The organism is Mycolicibacterium madagascariense, from assembly GCF_010729665.1.
Taxonomy (GTDB): domain Bacteria; phylum Actinomycetota; class Actinomycetes; order Mycobacteriales; family Mycobacteriaceae; genus Mycobacterium; species Mycobacterium madagascariense.
On record NZ_AP022610.1, the window covers coordinates 3,910,645 to 3,928,140 of the forward strand.

19 protein-coding genes and 1 pseudogene are annotated in these 17,496 nt (G+C 69.6%); 11 read left to right on the forward strand and 9 right to left on the reverse strand.

Annotated features, from left to right (window positions below; translation table 11 throughout):
- Positions 1-114 precede the first annotated feature (114 nt).
- From G6N60_RS18435 to G6N60_RS18445, 3 genes are read left to right on the forward strand one after another with little or no spacing between them, the layout of a single operon-like run.
- On the forward strand, positions 115-504 hold the full coding sequence (locus G6N60_RS18435) for a winged helix-turn-helix transcriptional regulator (protein ID WP_246240830.1): 390 nt from the start codon (positions 115-117) through the stop codon (positions 502-504).
- Complete coding sequence (locus tag G6N60_RS18440; RefSeq protein ID WP_246240832.1) at positions 501-1,034, forward strand: PaaI family thioesterase; 534 nt, start codon at positions 501-503, stop codon at positions 1,032-1,034. The genes G6N60_RS18435 and G6N60_RS18440 overlap by 4 nt, the downstream gene beginning before the upstream one ends.
- A 23-nt stretch (positions 1,035-1,057) precedes the next feature.
- Complete coding sequence (locus tag G6N60_RS18445) at positions 1,058-2,203, forward strand: FAD-dependent oxidoreductase (RefSeq protein ID WP_163739959.1); 1,146 nt, start codon at positions 1,058-1,060, stop codon at positions 2,201-2,203.
- Between the two features lie 18 nt (positions 2,204-2,221).
- Here the strand turns inward: G6N60_RS18445 and G6N60_RS18450 are convergent, their stop codons facing one another.
- From G6N60_RS18450 to G6N60_RS18480, 7 genes are all read right to left on the reverse strand, one after another.
- Complete coding sequence (locus G6N60_RS18450; RefSeq protein ID WP_170312569.1) at positions 2,222-2,710, reverse strand: transglycosylase family protein; 489 nt, start codon at positions 2,708-2,710, stop codon at positions 2,222-2,224.
- Positions 2,711-2,934: 224 nt separating this feature from the next.
- A complete protein-coding gene (locus tag G6N60_RS18455) occupies positions 2,935-3,270 on the reverse strand; it encodes a transglycosylase family protein (protein WP_246241268.1) in 336 nt (111 codons plus the stop codon).
- Between the two features lie 972 nt (positions 3,271-4,242).
- Positions 4,243-4,851, reverse strand: a complete 609-nt coding sequence (mobA, locus tag G6N60_RS18460) for a molybdenum cofactor guanylyltransferase (protein WP_163739963.1) — start codon at positions 4,849-4,851, stop codon at positions 4,243-4,245.
- Positions 4,823-5,890 (reverse strand): 2-oxoacid:ferredoxin oxidoreductase subunit beta, encoded by a 1,068-nt coding sequence (locus G6N60_RS18465; RefSeq protein ID WP_163739965.1) that lies wholly within the window; start codon positions 5,888-5,890, stop codon positions 4,823-4,825. The genes mobA and G6N60_RS18465 overlap by 29 nt, the downstream gene beginning before the upstream one ends.
- A complete protein-coding gene (locus tag G6N60_RS18470; RefSeq protein ID WP_246241271.1) occupies positions 5,887-7,824 on the reverse strand; it encodes a 2-oxoacid:acceptor oxidoreductase subunit alpha in 1,938 nt (645 codons plus the stop codon). Before G6N60_RS18470 ends, G6N60_RS18465 begins: the two co-directional genes overlap by 4 nt.
- A gap of 362 nt (positions 7,825-8,186) precedes the next feature.
- Positions 8,187-9,011 carry a PfkB family carbohydrate kinase gene (locus G6N60_RS18475; protein WP_163744185.1) on the reverse strand — a complete coding sequence of 275 codons (825 nt, stop codon included), beginning with the start codon at positions 9,009-9,011 and terminating at the stop codon, positions 8,187-8,189.
- 134 nt (positions 9,012-9,145) lie between these two features.
- On the reverse strand, positions 9,146-10,150 hold the full coding sequence (locus G6N60_RS18480; RefSeq protein WP_163739969.1) for a LacI family DNA-binding transcriptional regulator: 1,005 nt from the start codon (positions 10,148-10,150) through the stop codon (positions 9,146-9,148).
- Positions 10,151-10,297: 147 nt separating this feature from the next.
- On the opposite strand from G6N60_RS18480, the gene G6N60_RS18485 reads away from it, so the two are divergent.
- The 5 genes and pseudogenes from G6N60_RS18485 to G6N60_RS18500 all read left to right on the forward strand — a co-directional run bounded on the left by G6N60_RS18485 (position 10,298) and on the right by G6N60_RS18500 (position 14,322).
- Positions 10,298-11,461: a phytanoyl-CoA dioxygenase family protein gene (locus G6N60_RS18485; RefSeq protein WP_163739971.1), complete on the forward strand. Its 1,164-nt coding sequence runs from the start codon at positions 10,298-10,300 to the stop codon at positions 11,459-11,461.
- Positions 11,458-11,754: pseudogene (locus G6N60_RS29045) on the forward strand (Gfo/Idh/MocA family protein); the annotation flags it as partial. The gene G6N60_RS18485 and the pseudogene G6N60_RS29045, both read left to right, overlap by 4 nt.
- Entirely contained in the window at positions 11,724-12,464 is a 741-nt protein-coding gene (locus G6N60_RS18490) for a Gfo/Idh/MocA family protein (protein WP_407665266.1), read from the forward strand. The pseudogene G6N60_RS29045 and the gene G6N60_RS18490, both read left to right, overlap by 31 nt.
- Before the next feature lie 11 nt (positions 12,465-12,475).
- Positions 12,476-13,336, forward strand: a complete 861-nt coding sequence (locus tag G6N60_RS18495) for a sugar phosphate isomerase/epimerase family protein (protein WP_163744187.1) — start codon at positions 12,476-12,478, stop codon at positions 13,334-13,336.
- Positions 13,333-14,322 carry a Gfo/Idh/MocA family protein gene (locus G6N60_RS18500; protein WP_163739974.1) on the forward strand — a complete coding sequence of 330 codons (990 nt, stop codon included), beginning with the start codon at positions 13,333-13,335 and terminating at the stop codon, positions 14,320-14,322. Before G6N60_RS18495 ends, G6N60_RS18500 begins: the two co-directional genes overlap by 4 nt.
- A gap of 1 nt (position 14,323) precedes the next feature.
- On the opposite strand, the gene G6N60_RS18505 is transcribed toward G6N60_RS18500, so the two are convergent.
- The gene (locus tag G6N60_RS18505) at positions 14,324-14,470 is read right to left on the reverse strand and encodes a hypothetical protein (protein ID WP_163739975.1); all 147 of its coding nucleotides are present in this window, start codon (positions 14,468-14,470) and stop codon (positions 14,324-14,326) included.
- Positions 14,471-14,613: 143 nt separating this feature from the next.
- On the opposite strand from G6N60_RS18505, the gene G6N60_RS18510 reads away from it, so the two are divergent.
- On the forward strand, positions 14,614-15,411 hold the full coding sequence (locus G6N60_RS18510) for a TIM barrel protein (RefSeq protein WP_163739977.1): 798 nt from the start codon (positions 14,614-14,616) through the stop codon (positions 15,409-15,411).
- On the opposite strand, the gene G6N60_RS18515 is transcribed toward G6N60_RS18510, so the two are convergent.
- Positions 15,404-15,595, reverse strand: coding sequence for a hypothetical protein (locus G6N60_RS18515; protein ID WP_163739979.1), 192 nt, complete (start codon positions 15,593-15,595; stop codon positions 15,404-15,406). The genes G6N60_RS18510 and G6N60_RS18515 overlap by 8 nt on opposite strands.
- Before the next feature lie 81 nt (positions 15,596-15,676).
- On the opposite strand from G6N60_RS18515, the gene G6N60_RS18520 reads away from it, so the two are divergent.
- Positions 15,677-16,576 carry a fructose bisphosphate aldolase gene (locus G6N60_RS18520; protein ID WP_263992318.1) on the forward strand — a complete coding sequence of 300 codons (900 nt, stop codon included), beginning with the start codon at positions 15,677-15,679 and terminating at the stop codon, positions 16,574-16,576.
- A gap of 27 nt (positions 16,577-16,603) precedes the next feature.
- A complete protein-coding gene (locus tag G6N60_RS18525; protein ID WP_246240834.1) occupies positions 16,604-17,410 on the forward strand; it encodes a DUF3159 domain-containing protein in 807 nt (268 codons plus the stop codon).
- Positions 17,411-17,496: the final 86 nt, after the last annotated feature.

Consider the following 17,496-nt stretch of genomic DNA (forward strand, 5'->3'; position numbering starts at 1 on the left):
GTAGCACAGCGGCGACGGCGAGCGCGCACCGAAGGGCGGCGCGGGTGTCGCGCACCGCCACGCGAACGAGGCGGTCGGTTTGATTTTCAAACTTTGTGCTGGCACGCTGACACCGTGTCCGTCGTGCCGCTCGCCGACCTCCCGGGCCGGCCGTGCCCCATCGCCGCCGCCCTGGAGGTGGTCGGCGAGCGGTGGGCGCTGCTGACCGTGCGCGAGATCGCCCTCGGCTCAGACAGATTCGGCCAGATCGTGGCGGGCACCGGTGCGCCTCGCGATCGCATCGCCGCGCGCCTGAAGTCCCTCGAGGCCGCCGGCATCGTCACGCGCGCCCCGTACCAGGACCGTCCGCGCCGCGACGCCTACCGGTTGACCGACGCCGGCCGCGATCTCGTCCCGGTCCTCGACGCCCTGCTCGAGTGGGGCAGCCGCCACGCCGTCGCCCCCGACGACCCCCTGCGTCCCCGCCGATACCGCCGCACCGAGACACCCGAGGAGAATCCGTGAGCACCGAGACTGACCAGAGCGCCGCAACGCAGAAGGGCTGGGGCGAGCAGCGCTCCAAGGTCGTCACCTGGCACGACCCCGCGCCGACGACCGCGGCCGGCCTGGCCATGCCGGGCATCGACTACCTGCGCGCCATGCTCCACGGCACGCTGCCGCCGCCGCCGATCGCGGGGCTGATGGACTTCACGATGGCGAGCGTCGAGCCCGGCCGCGTGGTGTTCACGTGCCAGCCCGACGATTCGGCCTACAACCCCATCGGCGCGGTGCACGGCGGGCTCATCTGCACGCTGCTCGACTCGGTCGCGGGGTGCGCGCTGCACAGCACGCTGCCCCAGGGCAAGGGCTACACCTCCATCGAGATCAAGGTCTCCTACCTCAAGGGGGTGCGCGCGTCGGGCGGCGTGCTCACCGCCACGGGCACGGTGATCAAGGCGGGCGCACGCGTCGGATTCACCGAAGGCGTCGTCACCAACGAGGCGGGCGCGGTGGTCGCGACCGCGTCGAGCACGCTACTGGTATTCGACCTCTGACCGGTCGGCGATAGCGTCGGGACGTGACCCCACGCTTCCTCGTCGTCGGCGCAGGCATCGCCGGACTCGCCACCGCGGTCGCGCTGCAGCGCCGCGGCCATCGGGTCACCGTCCTCGAAGCGCGCACCGACACGTCGTCGGGGGCGGGAATCAGCCTCTGGCCCAACGCCTTGGCCGCGCTCGACGTGATCGGCCTCGGTGACGCCGTCCGCGCAGCGGGAGGTCGGGTCACCGGCGGCGCGGTGCGATGGTCCGACGGATCGTGGCTGCGCCGCCCGACGCCGGACCGCATGGTCATCGCCCTCGGCGAACCGTTGGTCGTCGTCCGCCGCGCCGAGCTGGCCCGCCTCCTCACCGACGCGCTGGACGCGGGAACCGTCGAATTCGGCTCGGCCGTAAGCGAACTCACCTACACCGCGACCGGCGTCCGGGTCGGACTGTCCGACGGCTCGGTGCGCGAGGCCGAGGCCATCGTCGGCGCGGACGGCGTCGGATCCCTGGTCGCCCGCCATCTCAACGGGCCACTGCGCCACCGGTACACCGGATACACCGCGTGGCGTGGCGTCGCCGCGTACGCCCTGGACCCCGAGCTGGCCGGCGAGACCCTCGGCGTCGGCACCGAATTCGGCCACGTCCCCCTCGGACCGGACCACACCTACTGGTTCGGCGCCGAACGGCGGCCCGAGGGCACCGCCTCCCCCGGCGGCGAACTGGCGCACGTGCGGGAGAAGTACCGCACCTGGGCCGCTCCCATTCCCGACATCCTCGCCGCCACCGCACCGCACGACGTGCTGCGCAATGACCTCCATGACCGCGACGCCGCGCGGCAGTGGGCCCGCGGTCCCGTCGTCCTGGTCGGCGACGCCGCCCATCCGATGCGACCCCATCTCGGCCAGGGCGGCTGCCAGGGCCTGGAGGACGCGGCCACGCTGGCGCACTGCGTCGGCCACGGCGCCGACCTGCCCGCGGCGTTCGCGCGCTACGCCGCGTTCCGCCGACCGCGGACACGGGCGCTCGCGGCGCAGTCCCGGCTGGTGGGCCGGGTCGTCAACGTCAGGCCCGCGCTGCTCGGCGCCGCGGCGATGCGCGCCTCGGCACTGCTGCCCGAGGCCGTCGTGACGCGGCACCTGGCATCGATCGCCGGCCGCCGTGCGTTCGTCCTCCCCTAGTGCCGCCGGACCGATTCGTCAGCCGAGCGGACCCAGCAGCGCCGTGCACATCTGGCGGGGGTTGATGAAGCCGAGCAGCCCCCGGGTCGGCATGGCCCGGCAGCCGGTGGCCGGCGCAGGCGTGACCGAGGAGACGTTCCAGATCGCCGGACTGCCGCCCTGCGCCCCGCACTTCGGCCACGCGCCGGGGCCCTGGCTTGCCAGGACGTTCTCGGCGACGCGGATCTGCTCGGCGCGCGAGGCGCTCGCGGGCGACCCGACACCGCCGTTGGCGGCCCAGGTCGCCGGCTTGAACTGCAGTCCGCCGTACACGCCGTTACCGGTGTCGGCCGCCCAGTTGCCACCCGACTCGCACTGCGCGACGGCATCCCAGTTCATGGAGTCGGCGTGGGCGGTGCCTGCCGACAGCGCCATGGCGGCGGCCGCGGCCGCGACGGCGAAGGCGCAGGCGAGCACGACCCGCCGGGCGCTGAGGACCACCGTGCTGGCGATTGCGTGAACCTTCATCCCTGCGGTCCTTCCCCGACCGTGTGCTCCGAGGACCGCCGATGCGAGCGTTATTGACGCGGTCTCCAGTTTCTTCGTGCGCTAGATCACGGCTGTTACACAAGAGACGAAAGTTCTTTACCGAGACGTGATGGAAACCGGAGAACGGTGAGGTAGGAGGGATGAAACGAGAAAGCGGCGCCGGGCGTGTCGCCCAGCGCCGCTCTCGCGATCGCGTCGTACGGCTATCCCCGTCGGCCGCAGACCGGCCAGGCGCCGATGCCCTGGGTCTTCAGCACGTTGTTGGCCACGCGGATCTGCTCGTCACGGCTGGCCTGGTGGGGCGAACCGGTGCCCCCGTTGGCCCGCCACGTGCTCATGGTGAACTGCAGTCCGCCGTAGTACCCGTTACCCGTGGCGGTTCCCCAGTTGCCGCCCGACTCGCAGGCCGCGACGGCATCCCAGTTCACGCCACCGTCCGCATGTGCGGTGCCGGCGCCCATCAGCATGGAAGCGATCGGGGCAACGGCAAGCGCCCCGGTGATGGTGGCCAGACCACACGTGGTGCGGATTTTCTTCAACATCGATCCTTTCGCCAAGCGCGCGCCAAGGACACCCGCCGGCAGGCGGGCGTGAATTGCCTGCAGGGCAGGCAGCAAGGATTTGGGTCGCGCCGTCTCGGTCGGGCACGACAGTGGGCGGCCAGACGGGCCGCACCGGACGGGACCGTCCGGCGGCGGCCATGGCACCGGATCGTCCGGGACCGTCGGCCGCTCCACTCACACGCAGGTTCGTGGTTTGAAATTATTTGCTCCGGTGAGGAACTCTTGGAACGTACAAAGCCGCCGCGGGAAAGTCATATCCGCTCCAGCCCGTGTCACGGGTTGATAACGAACCGGTTACGACGGGTCTCGGGGCGTCGTTGCAGGTCGCGGCGGCGTTTTGCCGGTTCGCACGCCACCGTGTGCTAACGGCTCGAGGTGAGCCATCTCACGGTGTTCGTGTGACCTCTCGCACTGTGGTTTTCGCGACGCCGGACCGCGGGAACGTCGAGAACGGCCAGCTCGCACCGACTTTGACCGACAGTGCCGTCAATAGACGCCAAAATTGTAGTTGCTGCAATGCCATTGGCGGATTTCACCGCGTGTCTCGAAAGTCATTGCTGGAAAGCCGCTTTGGGCTCGGTGGATCAACCATCGGACCAGCAGGCTGCAGCCTTTGGCGTTGTCTGACAATGACTTTCGACGCTTGCCCACCCATCCCCCGCCTTCGCCGCCAGCTCGGGTCGGGTCTCGCCACCGCCGGCGACGATCACACCCGGCGCGCCGGTCAGTCGTCGCGAATCCGCGATTCACAGGTCGTTTCGCCGGGCGTCGCGCGAAACGCTCTGTGGCACAGTCACTTCGACGACTACCGGCCGCGATGAACCGGTCGCCCTCGACGGGATCGGGACGACGCATACGACGCCAAGGATCGACCCCGCGGGCGCGCCGACGGGCCGCGACCCCCGGTCGCAGCGGCCCCGCCGCCGCGCTCGGTGTTTGCTCCAGATGTCAGACGACGTCGCTTGGCGCGTTCACGTTCGCGAGGCCGCGCTGCTCGGGCAGCACGATGCGCTGGGTGTCGGCGACGTTCATCAGCGCGCGCATGCTGCGCTCGCCCGTGGCCACCAGTGCCTCGGCGCGCCCCGCCAGGTCGGTTCGGTAGACGCCCGCGAGGTAGTGGTCGCGGCCGTCCCACGGCAGCACCACGTCGACCCCCAACCGCAGCGACGGCCCGAGCAGCACGTCGATGAGGTCGGCCGTGAGGTAGGGCATGTCGACGGCGCAGACGAACGCGCGCTCCATCCCGGCGTCGGCCGCGGCCCGCAGGCCCCTGGCGGTCGCCAGGAGGGGACCGACGCCGCGCACGTCGTCGCGCACCACGTCGGCGGCGAGTGCGGGCAAGGGCTGACCCGGTGCGGCCACCACGAAGACGGGCGCACACCGGGCGCCCACGGTCGTCACCGTCCGTTCGACGAACGTGCTGCCACCGAACTCCATGGTCGCCTTGTCGCGGCCCATGCGTCGGGACGCTCCGCCGGCCAGCACGACGGCGGCCAGTGGGGCGGTCGGGGTCTCGAGGACCCCGCTGCTATTCGACGTTCCAGGTGTCCTTGCCACGAAGCAAGGATTGCAGAGCGGCGGTGTCGTGCGGCTTGCTTTCGATGGCAGAGGCCACCTGATTGCGTGCCATCTCGTCGTACGTGGGCCGACTGACCTGTCGGAAGATCCCCATCACGGTGTGCTCGAGGTTCTGCTCGGACAACCGCGACAGCGCGAACGCGTACGCGGGATCGTCGAGCGTCGCGTCGTGCACGACGATCTCGGCCACCGGGACGTCGGCCGTCTTGGCCACCTCGAGGCCGTACCCCGACTTGACCACGCAGTACTCGCCGTCGGCGCCGAAGGTGATGGGTTGGCCGTGGGTGACGTTGATCAGCCGCTCCTCGGCGCCCTCCTTGCGCAGCGCGTCGAAGGACCCGTCGTTGAAGATCGGGCAGTCCTGCATGATCTCGACCAGGGCCGCACCGCGATGCGATGCGGCGGCCCGCAGCACCTCGGTCAGGCCCTTCTTGTCGGAGTCCAGCGCGCGCCCGACGAACGACGCCTCCGCGCCGAGCGCGAGCGACACCGGATTGAACGGGTAGTCCAGCGAACCCATCGGCGTGGACTTGGTGACCTTGCCGACCTCTGAGGTGGGCGAGTACTGGCCCTTGGTCAGCCCGTAGATGCGGTTGTTGAACAGCAGGATCGTCACGTTGACGTTGCGTCGCAGCGCGTGGATCAGATGGTTGCCGCCGATGGACAGCGCGTCGCCGTCACCGGTGACGACCCACACCGACAGGTCGTCACGGGCGAGCGCGAGGCCGGTGGCGAAGGTCGGGGCGCGGCCGTGGATCGAGTGCAGACCGTAGGTCTGCAGGTAGTACGGGAACCGGCTCGAGCAGCCGATGCCGCTGACGAACACCATGTTCTCGCGCTTGAGGCCGAGCTCCGGCAGGAAGCTGCGGATCGTGTTCAGGATGACGTAGTCGCCACAGCCGGGGCACCAGCGGACCTCCTGGTCGCTCGCGAAGTCCTTCGACTTCTGCGGCTCGTCGGTCCTCGGCACCCCGCTGATCTTCGTCAGACCCAGGTCGGTACCAATCAAGTCGGTCATGCGTCTGCTCCTACGGCTGGCTCCACGGTGGCTGCAGCCAACCGGGCGAACTTTGCCTTGTCGGTCTCCTTGTCGCGCAGCGTGCCATCCAGCGCGGCGTCGATGATGCCGTCGACTTCCTCGGCCAGGAACGCCATGCCCTCGACCTTGGTCACCGACTGCACGTCGACCAGGAACTTGCCCCGCAGCAGCAGGGCGAGCTGTCCCATGTTCATCTCGGGCAGCACCACGTTCGGGTAGGCGCGCAGCACCTCGCCCACGTTGGCGGGCAGCGGGTTGAGGTAGCGCAGTTGCGCGTGGGCGACCTTGACGCCCCGGCGCCGCGCCCGTCGGCACGCCTCGCCGATCGGACCGTACGAGCTGCCCCACCCGACGATCAGCAGCTCGGCCTCGCCGCTCGGGTCGTCCACCACCAGGTCCGGGACGGTGATGCCGTCGACCTTGGCCTGCCGGAGCCGGACCATCAGATCGTGGTTCTTGGGTTCGTAGGAGATGTTGCCCGACCCGTTGGCCGACTCGAGTCCACCGATGCGGTGCTCCAGCCCGGGCGTGCCGGGGACCGCGAACTGGCGCGCGAGCGTCTCGGGGTCGCGGGCGTAGGGCTGGAACGGCTCACCGGCCTTGGCGAAGGTGTGATCGATGCGCTCGAACGTCGTGACGTCGGGGATCCGCCAGGGCTCCGAGCCGTTCGCGATGGCGCCGTCGGACAGCAGGATGACCGGCGTGCGGTAGGTCAGGGCGATGCGCGCCGCGTCGACCGCGATCTCGAAGCAGTCCGACGGCGACTGTGGCGCCAGCACGGGCACCGGCGATTCGCCGTTGCGGCCGTAGAGCGCCTGCAGCAGGTCGGCCTGCTCGGTCTTGGTGGGCAGCCCGGTCGACGGGCCACCGCGCTGGACGTCGACCACCAGCAGCGGAAGCTCGGCCATCACGCCGAGACCGATTGCCTCGGACTTCAGCGCGACGCCGGGGCCCGAGGTGCTGGTCACTCCCAGGGCGCCGCCGTAGGACGCCCCGAGGGCGGCGCCGATTCCGGCGATCTCGTCCTCGGCCTGGAACGTCAGCACGTTGAAGTTCTTGTGCTTGGACAGCTCGTGCAGGATGTCCGACGCCGGGGTGATGGGGTAGCTGCCCAGCATCACCTGGGTGTCGGCCAGCTGGCCCGCGACGACGATGCCGTACGCCAACGCGGTGTTGCCCGAGACCTGGCGGTACTCACCGGACTTGAGCTTCGCCGGGGACACCTCGTAGGTCGTGCCGAACGCCTCGGTGGTCTCGCCGTAGTTCCAGCCCGCCTTCAGCGCGAGGACGTTGGCCTCGGCGATCTCGGGCTTGCGGGCGAACTTCTCGCGAATGAAGGCCTCGCTGTGCGCCAACTCGCGGCCGTACATCCACGACAGCAGGCCGAGCGCGAACATGTTCTTCGCCCGCGACCCGTCCTTCTTGGAGGCCCCGATGGCCTCGACCGCTCCGAGCGTCAGCGTCGTCATCGCGACGGCCTGCACGACGTAGTCCGCCAGCTCGTCGGTCTCCAACGGGTTGGCCTCGTACCCGACCTTGGCCAGGTTGCGCTTGGTGAACTCATCGGAGTTCGCGATCACCAGACCACCGCGGGGCAGGTCGCCGACGTTGGCCTTGAGGGCCGCCGGGTTCATGGCGACGAGCACGTCCGGGCGGTCGCCTGCGGTGAGGATGTCGAAGTCGGCGATCTGGATCTGGAACGACGACACGCCGGGCAGCGTGCCCTGGGGCGCGCGGATCTCGGCGGGGTAGTTCGGTTGCGTGGCAAGGTCGTTGCCGAACAGGGCGGCCTCGGTGGTGAAGCGGTCACCCGTCAACTGCATGCCGTCACCGGAGTCACCCGCGAAGCGAATGACGACCTTCTCGAGCTTCTGCCGAGGGGTGGAGTCCGTGCCGGCGTCGCTGCCGCTCAAAGTCACGACCCACTACCTTTCCGCGTCGTGAGGTGGTGTCGTCTCCGCGTCGCGATCAGACCCGCCGTCGCGCGTGAATCGCCGGCAGACGGCCACCCCGTCCTTATGTGTCACCAGCAGTACCGATTATTGCACTTCTCTTAGGCTGGCCTTTACCGGCACGTCGCGTGTCCTGCAATTCGTCGGCCCGCAAAGCCGCTGATCACCGACGCGCCCGACACCACGGGTCGGCAATTTTGTGGTCTTGGTCACGTCCAAGGGGGCGCAATTCCTAAGAACATGGCTACCCGTCAGTAGCCGAAGGGCTAGCAGCGGATTCCTCCACTTGACACGTGTCGACTGACGGCGCGGCGGACCTGCCGCTACACCCGGTCCGACGACGGGACGTCGAGCCGCTTCTCGAGCTCGCGCGCGACGAGTTCGCTGGCCCGTTCGGCCGCGGCGACGGGGTTCGCACCGGCCGCCCGGTTGGCGACGTAGCAGGCGGTGAACATGTCGCCGGCGCCCGTGGCCTGCACGCCGGTGACGCGCCAGGCGGCGGGCACCCGGACGACGTCACCCTCGGTGTAGATGTCGCAGCCCTCCGAGCCGAGGGTCACCAGGATCTCGGGCACGCCCAGCCGTTGCGCCGTCGCCGCGTCGAATTCTCCGTCGGCCACGATGACGGCCTCGTCCTCGGCGAGCTTGAGCACGCTGATGTCGCGCAGCAGACCGGGCGGATAGTCGTTGTCGACCGACAGCGGTCCCACCCGATCGGCGCGCACCAGGCCCTGACCGTCATAGGCGACCCGATGCCCGCGTTCCACCAGCAGCGCCAGCGTGCTGGCCGGGAAGTCCGCCCGCAGCAGCGGCGCGAGGTGCACCCAGGTGGTCGTCGGGTCGGCGGCCTCGACTTCGGCACGGCCCCACGTGGGCCCCAGCGCGGCAACGGACATCTCGCGGTGATCGACGTCGACGTAGTCGAGCCGGAAACCCGCCGTCCGGTCGGAGTCGATGATGCGCACCAGCGACCCGAAGCGGTCGAGGACGCCGGCGAACAACGGGTGATCCTCGGGGGCGCCCATCGCCACGATCTGGCTCGCACCCCCGGCGTGTTCGAGCGCCACCCCGGCGAAGGACGCGCAGCCACCCGGGCTGGGCGCCGCGCCGTCGATGACGTCGATGGCGAGGTTGCCGAGGACGGTCACACCGTTGACGAGCTGTGGCCGCACCGATCGAGTCTCCTGCCGTCGTCGGCGCGCCGGAGACGCCGTGAGGCGAAATGGTATCCGGGATCGCTGACAACCGACGACCTCATCATCGACATCCTCGGCCGGGATCCTCAGCCAGGCAGGTTGTAGGGGGTGACGACCTGAATCGGCGCCGGCCGCACCGGCTCGGGCGGCAGCGCGCCGTGGCTTTGCAGGATCAGTCGCATCGCGAGCCGGGCGTCGGCCCGCAGGTCGTTGTGCAGCACCACCGAGATCCGTCCGTCGCGCAGCAGCCTGCGATTGTCGGCGTCCAGGTCGTGGGCGATGAACACGCGGCATGCCCTGCCGATCCTGTCGAATGCGGCGACGGTCGCGGTGTTGCCGCCCCCGGCCGAGTAGACCGCCTCCACACCGGGATGACGCTCCAGCGCGTCGAGCACCAGTCGCTCGTTGACGTCGTCGATGCCGTCGCTGTCACTGACCTCCACGATGTCGCGACCAGAACCGCGCAACGCGGTGCGAAAGCCCACCTCGCGCTCGCCCTCGCCGCGAAAGACCGTGCCGCTCAACGTGATCAGCACACCCGAGGGTGCGGTGCCGAGCCACTGGCTCATCAGGTAGGCGGCGGTCACCCCGGCGCCGTGATTGTCGATGCCGACGTAGCCGCAGCGGGCGCTCGTCGGCACGTCCGTCGCATAGGTCACCACCGGAACGCCCGCACCGACGAGGCGGTCGACGGCCTCGACCACCTCGGGTGCGTCCTGGGCCTTGAGGATCACGCCGTGGCTGCCGCGGATGCGCGCCAACCCGTCGGCCATGCGTTCGGTCGATCCGGACTCCCACAGGTGGAACCGGGCCCGCAGCATCGCGGGCGCGAACGCGGGCAGTTCCGCCTCGACGGCCGCGCGAAAGGCGTCCGAGAAGCGCTGCGGGGTCTGCATCACCACGTCGAGCAGGAAGCGCCGCCCGTTGAGCCGTAGCTGGGCGCGCTGCTTGTCGAGGTCCGCGATCGCCTGGGCCACCTCGGCGCGGGTGTTCTCCCGCACGCCCGGACGGTCGTTGAGCACGCGGTCGACCGTCGCCTCGCTCAGCCCGGCCTGCTGCGCGATCTCGCGCACCTTGTACCGGTGGGGCACGGCTCCTCCTCCCTCGCGAGCAGCCGCAAACATGTCGCGACACGCCGCAAGTGCGACGCATGTGCGGCTGTTCGCGCTGATGAGCTGAGGTCTTTTTGATGGGTTTTTGGTGTTGATTGCGACGCGCGTCACCCCGAGACTAACGGCATGACCGCATCAACCACCGCTGCACCGCGGGCGTGGATCGAGGCGTCGGACTGCGACCTCGACGACTTCCGGACTCTGGTGTCCACCGAAACCGACCTACGCGACTACCCGTTGGCGACCGACGTGCGACAGGGCGTCCTGGTGTACTCCGCCGCCGCGATGGCACGGGCCGAGCGCCGCGCGCTGCAGACGGAGGTGATCCACGCCCTGGCCGACGGGCCCGGCGTCGTCGTCGTCGAAGGCGCCGTCGACCACGACGTCGTCGACCGGGCCAGCGCCGCGTTCACGTCGCTGATCGAGGCCCAGCGCGCCGCGGGCGGGGCCGTCGGCGACCACTTCGGCAAGGCCGGCGTCAACGACCGCGTCTGGAACGCCGCGCAGAAGCTCGCACTGCACTCCCCCGCGGTGTTCGCCGACTACTACGCCAACGACGCCATCGCCCTGGTGTGCCAGGCCTGGCTGGGCCCGCGCTACCAGGTCACCTCACAGGTCAACGTCGTCAATCCCGGTGGCGCACCGCAGGTTCCGCATCGCGACTACCACCTCGGCTTCGTCGACGAGGACCAGCTGACCGCCTACCCCGCGCACCTGCACCGCATGTCGCCGGCCCTGACGCTGCAGGGTGCGGTCGCGCATTGCGACATGCCGCTGGAGTCCGGCCCGACCATGCTGCTGCCGCACTCCCAGAAGTTCCTCGGCGGCTACGTCGCGTTCTACCGCCAAGACTTCATCGACTTCTTCGCCACCGTGCAGGTGCAGGTGCCGCTGCGCAAGGGCGACGCGGTGTTCTTCAACCCCGCCCTCATGCACGGGGCGGGGGCGAACACGTCGACCGACATCCGTCGGATGGCCAACCTGCTGCAGGTGTCCTCGCCGTTCGGGCGGGCCATGGAGGCGATGGACCGCACCGCGATGGTGCGCGCCGTCTTTCCGTCGCTGCTGGCGATGAAGGCGGCGGGCCGCAGTGACCGCGAGCTCGCGAATGCGGTCAACGCGACCGCCGAGGGCTACGCCTTCCCGACCAACCTCGACCAGGACCAGCCCATCGGCAGCCTGGCACCGGCCAGCCAGGTCGACACCGTCCTGGCGGCCCTCACCGAGGGACTCGACCCCGAGGCCCTCGACGACGTCCTCGCACAGCACACGACAAGGAGAATTCCATGACCACCCTCGGCGTCATCGGACTGGGACGCATCGGCGCGTTCCACACCGAAACCCTCAGCAATCTCGACGGTCTCGACGGCCTGGTGATCACCGACGAACGCACCGACGTCGCGCGCGCCGTGGCCGCCAAGTACGGCGCCACGTCCGTCGACACCGTTGCCGAACTGCTGTCCTCGGGTGTCGACGGCGTCGTCGTCGCGGCCGCCACGCCCGCCCACGCCGAGCTGGTCCTTGCCGCCGTCGAGCGCGGCATCCCCACGTTCTGCGAGAAGCCGATCGCGTCGACCGCCGTCGAGAGTGCCCGGGTCGCACAGGCCATCCTCGCCTCGGGCGTGCCGGTCCAGGTCGGTTACCAGCGCCGCTACGACGCGGCGTTCGCCGCCGCCAAGCGGGCCGTCGACGACGGTTCGGTGGGCACCATCCACACCGTGCGCAGCACGACCATGGATCCCGCTCCCCGCCGATGGACTACATCAAGGGTTCGGGCGGCATCTTCCGCGACTGTGCCGTGCACGACTTCGACATCGTCAACTGGATCACCGGGCAGCGCGCCGTGCAGGTGTATGCCACGGGCATCGTCCAGGGCAACCCGTTGTTCGCCGAGTACGGCGACGTCGACACCGCGGCCGTGATCGTCACGTTCGACGGCGGCGCCCTCGGCGTGGTGTCCAACGCCCGGTACAACGCCCGCGGGTATGACTGCCGTCTCGAGGTGCACGGTTTCGACGACAGCGTCGTCGCCGGGTGGGACCAGGGCGTTCCCGTACGAAACACCGACCCGCACAACGACTTTCCCACCGGACCGGCGCACGGGTTCTTCATGGACCGCTTCACCGAGGCGTTCCGCACGGAACTGGCCGCCTTCGTTCAGGTCGCCAAGGGCGGGCCGGTCCTCGGCGCCTCGGTGAACGACGCCGTCGAGGTGGCGTGGCTGGCCGAGGCCGCCACCGAATCCCTGCGCCGCGGCGCGCCGGTCACGATCGAGGAGATGAGGAACGCGTGAGCGACCGGGAAATCAAGATCGCCGGAGCCCCGATTTCGTGGGGTGTCTGCGAGGTGCCCGGCTGGGGTTTCCAGTTGACGCCCGACCGGGTGCTGACCGAGATGCGCGGCGCGGGACTGTCGGCCACCGAGCTGGGGCCCGAGGGCTTCCTGCCGGCAGACACCGGACAGCTGAAAGACGTTCTACGCGGCCATGATCTGGCGTGCGTGGGGGGCTTCGTGCCGGTCGTCCTCTTCGACGCCGGCCATGATCCCGCCGACGATCTCGCGGGTCCGCTGGAGTCGCTCGTCGCCGCGGGCGCGGGCGTGGTGGTGCTGGCGGCGGCCACCGGGGCCGACGGGTACGACTCCCGTCCCGTGCTCGACGACGACCAGTGGGCGACGCTGTTCGCCAACCTGGACCGGCTGGCGGGCATCGTCGCCGAGCGGGGCCTGCTGGCAGTCCTGCATCCCCACGTCGGCACGATCGTCGAGACCAAGGACGACGTCGACCGGGTGTTGGCGGGATCGTCGATCCCGCTCTGCCTGGACACCGGGCACCTGCTGATCGGCGGCACGGATCCGCTCGAGTTGGCCAAGGCGGTGCCACACCGCATCGCCCACACCCACCTCAAGGACGTCGACGCGGCTCTGGCGGCGAAGGTCCAGTCGGGTGAATGGACCTACACCGATGCGGTGCGGGCCGGCATGTACACGCCCCTGGGCACCGGGGACGTCGACATCGCCGGGATCGTCTCGGTGTTGCGCGACAACGGTTTCGACGGGTGGTTCGTACTGGAGCAGGACACCATCCTCGATGCGGAGCCAAGCGACGAGGGCCCGGTGCGCGACGTGCTGGCGAGCGTGCGCTACCTGCAGCAGGTCACGTCATGAGTCTGCGCATCGGCGTGCTCGGGGCGTCCCGGATCGCCGAGCAGGCCATCGTCGGCCCCGCCGCCGAACTGGGCCACCGACTGGTGGCGGTGGCGGCGCGGGACCGGTCGCGGGCCGAGGCGTTCGCCGAGAAGTACGGCGTCGAGCGCGTCGTCGACGACTATCAGGCCGTGATCGACGACGCCGAGGTCGACGTCGTCTACAACCCGCTGGCCAACGCGCTACACGCGCCGTGGAATCTGGCGGCGATCGCCGCGGGCAAGCCGGTGTTGAGCGAAAAGCCGTTCGCGCGAGACGAATCCGAGGCCATCCGGGTCGCGGAGGCGGCAGAGGCGGCGAACGTGCCGGTGCTGGAGGGCTTTCACTACTTCTTCCATCCCGTCACCCGGCGGGCGTTCGCGTTGGCCGGGGACGGAACGCTGGGCACGGTGACCCATGTGGAGGTGCGGATGGCGATGCCCGCTCCCGGGGACGACGATCCGCGGTGGTCACTCGACCTGGCCGGCGGCGCCCTGATGGACCTGGGCTGTTACGGCCTGCACGTGATGCGCTCACTGGGCCGACTCGGGGTCCCCGGCATCGGCGGGCCGCCATCGATCACGGGCGCCCGGGCCGACGAGCGCACCCCCGGGGTGGATGCCCGCTGCGACGTCGACCTCGAATTCCCGGACGGGGCAACGGGTATCGCGACGCACTCGATGGTGGCCGACGACTTCTCGTTCACGCTGCGGATCGGGGGAACCGCGGGTGAGGTGCTCGTCCACGACTTCATCAAGCCCAACAGCGATGACCGCGTGACGGTCACCGGGGCGGGCGGGAGCACGGTGGAACGGCTCGGCACCAGGGCGTCCTACACGTATCAGCTGGAGGCCTTCGCCGCCCACGTGGAGCACGGCGCCGCCCTGCCGTTCGGCACTGCCGACGCGGTGGCGAACATGGCGCTCGTCGACGCCGCCTACCGTGCGGCAGGCCTGCAGCCGCGCTGACTCAGTGGCGCCTGGTGCGCGGGCGGGTCGCGGCGCGCTCGTGCCACCGCAGCCGAAGCAGCAGTACCCGGCGGTGCGCGCGGAACGACAGGCTCAACGGGTCACGCCAGGCCGACGACCGCGCCGGTCGTTGGTGATCGATGTCCACGCCCACGATTGTGCCGTCTGCCGGCTGATCGTGGGTGGTGGCGCGCGTCACCGGCGCGCGTCGCGTGGGTGAACGATCGCCGAACCGGCGATGCGCGTCAGAATTTTTGAGAGCCTAGATCGTTCTAGTCGGAGGAGGACCACATGACCGCTGGACGCGGTGTGCGCACGAGCGACTTCGAGTTGGCGGTGAGCGCCGAGATGGTGTTCACCGACCTGCCCATCGTCGAGCGGGTGCGACGAATCCACGACCTGGGCTTCGCCGCCGAGATATGGAGCTGGCACGACAAGGATCTCGACGCGCTCGCGGCGACCGGGGCCACGTTCACGTCGATGACCGGTTACCTGCACGGCGATCTCATCGACCCGCAGACCGCCGACGACGTGGTGCGCACGGCCGCCGAGAGCATCGAGGCCGCGGCGACGCTCGGTGTCACGCGGCTCAATCTGCACACCGCCGAGCTGCTGGACGGGCTACCGGTCCGGCCGCGGCTGCGCGCCACCGGCGCCATGTGGACGACCGCGATGCGCACCCTGGAGAAGCTCGGAGAGCTGGGTTCGGCTGCGGGCGTGACCTTTTGCGTCGAGAACCTCAACACGATCGTCGACCATCCGGGGGTGCCGCTGGCACGCGCCAAGGACGTCCTCGCGCTCGTCGAGGGGGTCGGCCATCCCCACGTCAAGATGATGCTCGATCTGTATCACGCTCAAATCGGCGAGGGCAACCTCATCGAGCTGGTCCGGCGGTGTGGCGCCGCCATCGGTGAGGTCCAGGTCGCCGACGTGCCGGGCAGATGCCAGCCGGGCACGGGTGAGATCTACTATCCCGCGGTGGCGAAGACGTTGCGCGACAACGGATATCAGGGCACCGTCGGCCTCGAGGGCTATGCCGCCGGTGACGACGTCGACGCGCTCGAGGCGTTTCGGGCGGCGTTCAGCTGAGGGCATTCGGTCGGTGCTCACCGCCGAACGCGGTGATCATGATCGGCCGCGTGGCGGTGCCGTCCTCGACGACCTCGATGACGGTGACGCCGCCGCAGCGACGTCCCACCGCCACTCGTGACCGAGGACGATGCTGCCACTGGACGACGGCGCGGTCCTGCCGTTCGGTGACCGTCGCGGACACGTCTGGCAACGCCGTCGGGTGCCACGGGCCACCGGTTAGGGTATGCAGGAAGCGTTCAACGTCGACCGCAGAGGTGATGCCGTGTCCGATCCCACTCAGCACGAAACCGAACGGATGCGCTCCGGCAGAGGTTTCATCGCCGCGCTCGACCAGAGCGGCGGATCGACGCCCAAGGCGCTCAAGCTGTATGGAATCGACGAGAGCCAGTACTCGGGCGACACCGAGATGTTCGATCTCATCCACCAGATGCGCACCCGCATCATCACCTCGTCGGCGTTCGGCGGTGACCGCATCCTCGCGGCCATCCTGTTCCAGCAGACCCTCGACCGCGACATCGAGGGCACGCCGTCGGCAACCTACCTCTGGGAACGCAAGGGCATCGTGCCGTTCCTCAAGATCGATCAGGGTCTCGCGGACGCCACCAACGGCGTGCAGCTCATGAAGCCGATCAGCGGCCTGGACGACATGCTCGAACACGCCGTCGCCAAGGGCGTGTTCGGCACCAAGGAGCGTTCGGTGATCGGCGCCGCCGACGCGACCGGCATCGCCGCGGTCGTCGACCAGCAGTTCGAGTTGGCGCACCAGGTGCTGGCGCACGGACTGGTTCCCATCCTCGAGCCCGAGATCACCATCTCGATCCCCGACAAGGCCGAGGCCGAATCGCTGCTTCTGGACGCCATTCTCGAACGTCTCGGCGACGTTCCCGAGGATCGCAGGGTGATGCTCAAGCTGTCGCTACCGAGCACGCCCAACGAATATCGCCGACTGATCACGCATCCCAAGGTGCTGCGGGTGGTCGCGTTGTCCGGCGGCTACTCGCGCGACGAGGCCGACGAGCTATTGGCCCAGAACACCGGTCTGATCGCCAGTTTCAGCCGGGCGCTGACGGAAGGACTGACGGTCGACCAGTCCGACGCGGAGTTCGACGCGACACTGGACGCCTCGATTCAGGCGATCTACGACGCCTCCGTCGAGCGATAACCGCACCGCGCGAACACCATTGCGCCCATGACCGCCGTCCCCCACCAGCCCTCGCCGCCACCGCGTGTGCCAAGTGTCGTCGACGGGTTCCTCCGCTCACCGCTGTCCGGCATTGCGCCGTGGGTGCTGCTGGCCGTGCTGTCGGGTCCCGGCCGCTTCGAAGAGGCCGCCGCCGCGGCCTTCGGCATGTCGGTGCTGCTGACGTGGATCGGGCACCGCCGCGGCATCGCCGTGCACCTGCTCGAGGTGTTCGGCATGGTGTTCTTCGGCGTCCTGACGGCGTTGGCGGCGTTCGCCTCCCCCGGAACCATCCACTGGCTGGAGGTGTGGGCGGGTGAACTGACGAACGTGGCCCTCGCGCTCTTCGCCACCGTCACCCTGCTCATCGGACGGCCCTTCACTCTGGCGTACGCGAAGGACTCGACGCCGCAAGAGGTTTGGGGCTCACAGACGTTCAGGCGGGTGAACTACGTGATCAGCGCGGTGTGGGCGGGCGCCTTCTTCTGCTCGGCGGCGGTCGGTTGCTACGGGGACGCCGTACTGCACGATCCCGACGAGTTTTGGACCGGCTGGATCCTGCAGTTGGCGGCACTGCTGTTCGCGGTGTCCTTCACCGACCGCTATCCCTCCCACGTGCGGGGCCAGCAGGGTGAGTCGACCGATCCGGCCCCGTCGATGTGGGGTGTCCTCGATTGGGTTCCCACGTTCGTGTTGGTCACGGGCGTCATCGGTCTGGCCACCGATTCGTTGTCCACCACCGTCGGCACCGTGCTGATCGTCGTCGGTGCCGTCGGCGCCGCCGCGGTGCGCAGGTGGCTGCCCAAGGCGGGGTGAGCACCGGTGGGCGAACCCCCGCCCTAGGGGTGTATCACGGCCCCTCCCCTGCGGTGTTTCATCGGAGGCAGCCGCATTCCCAGCGA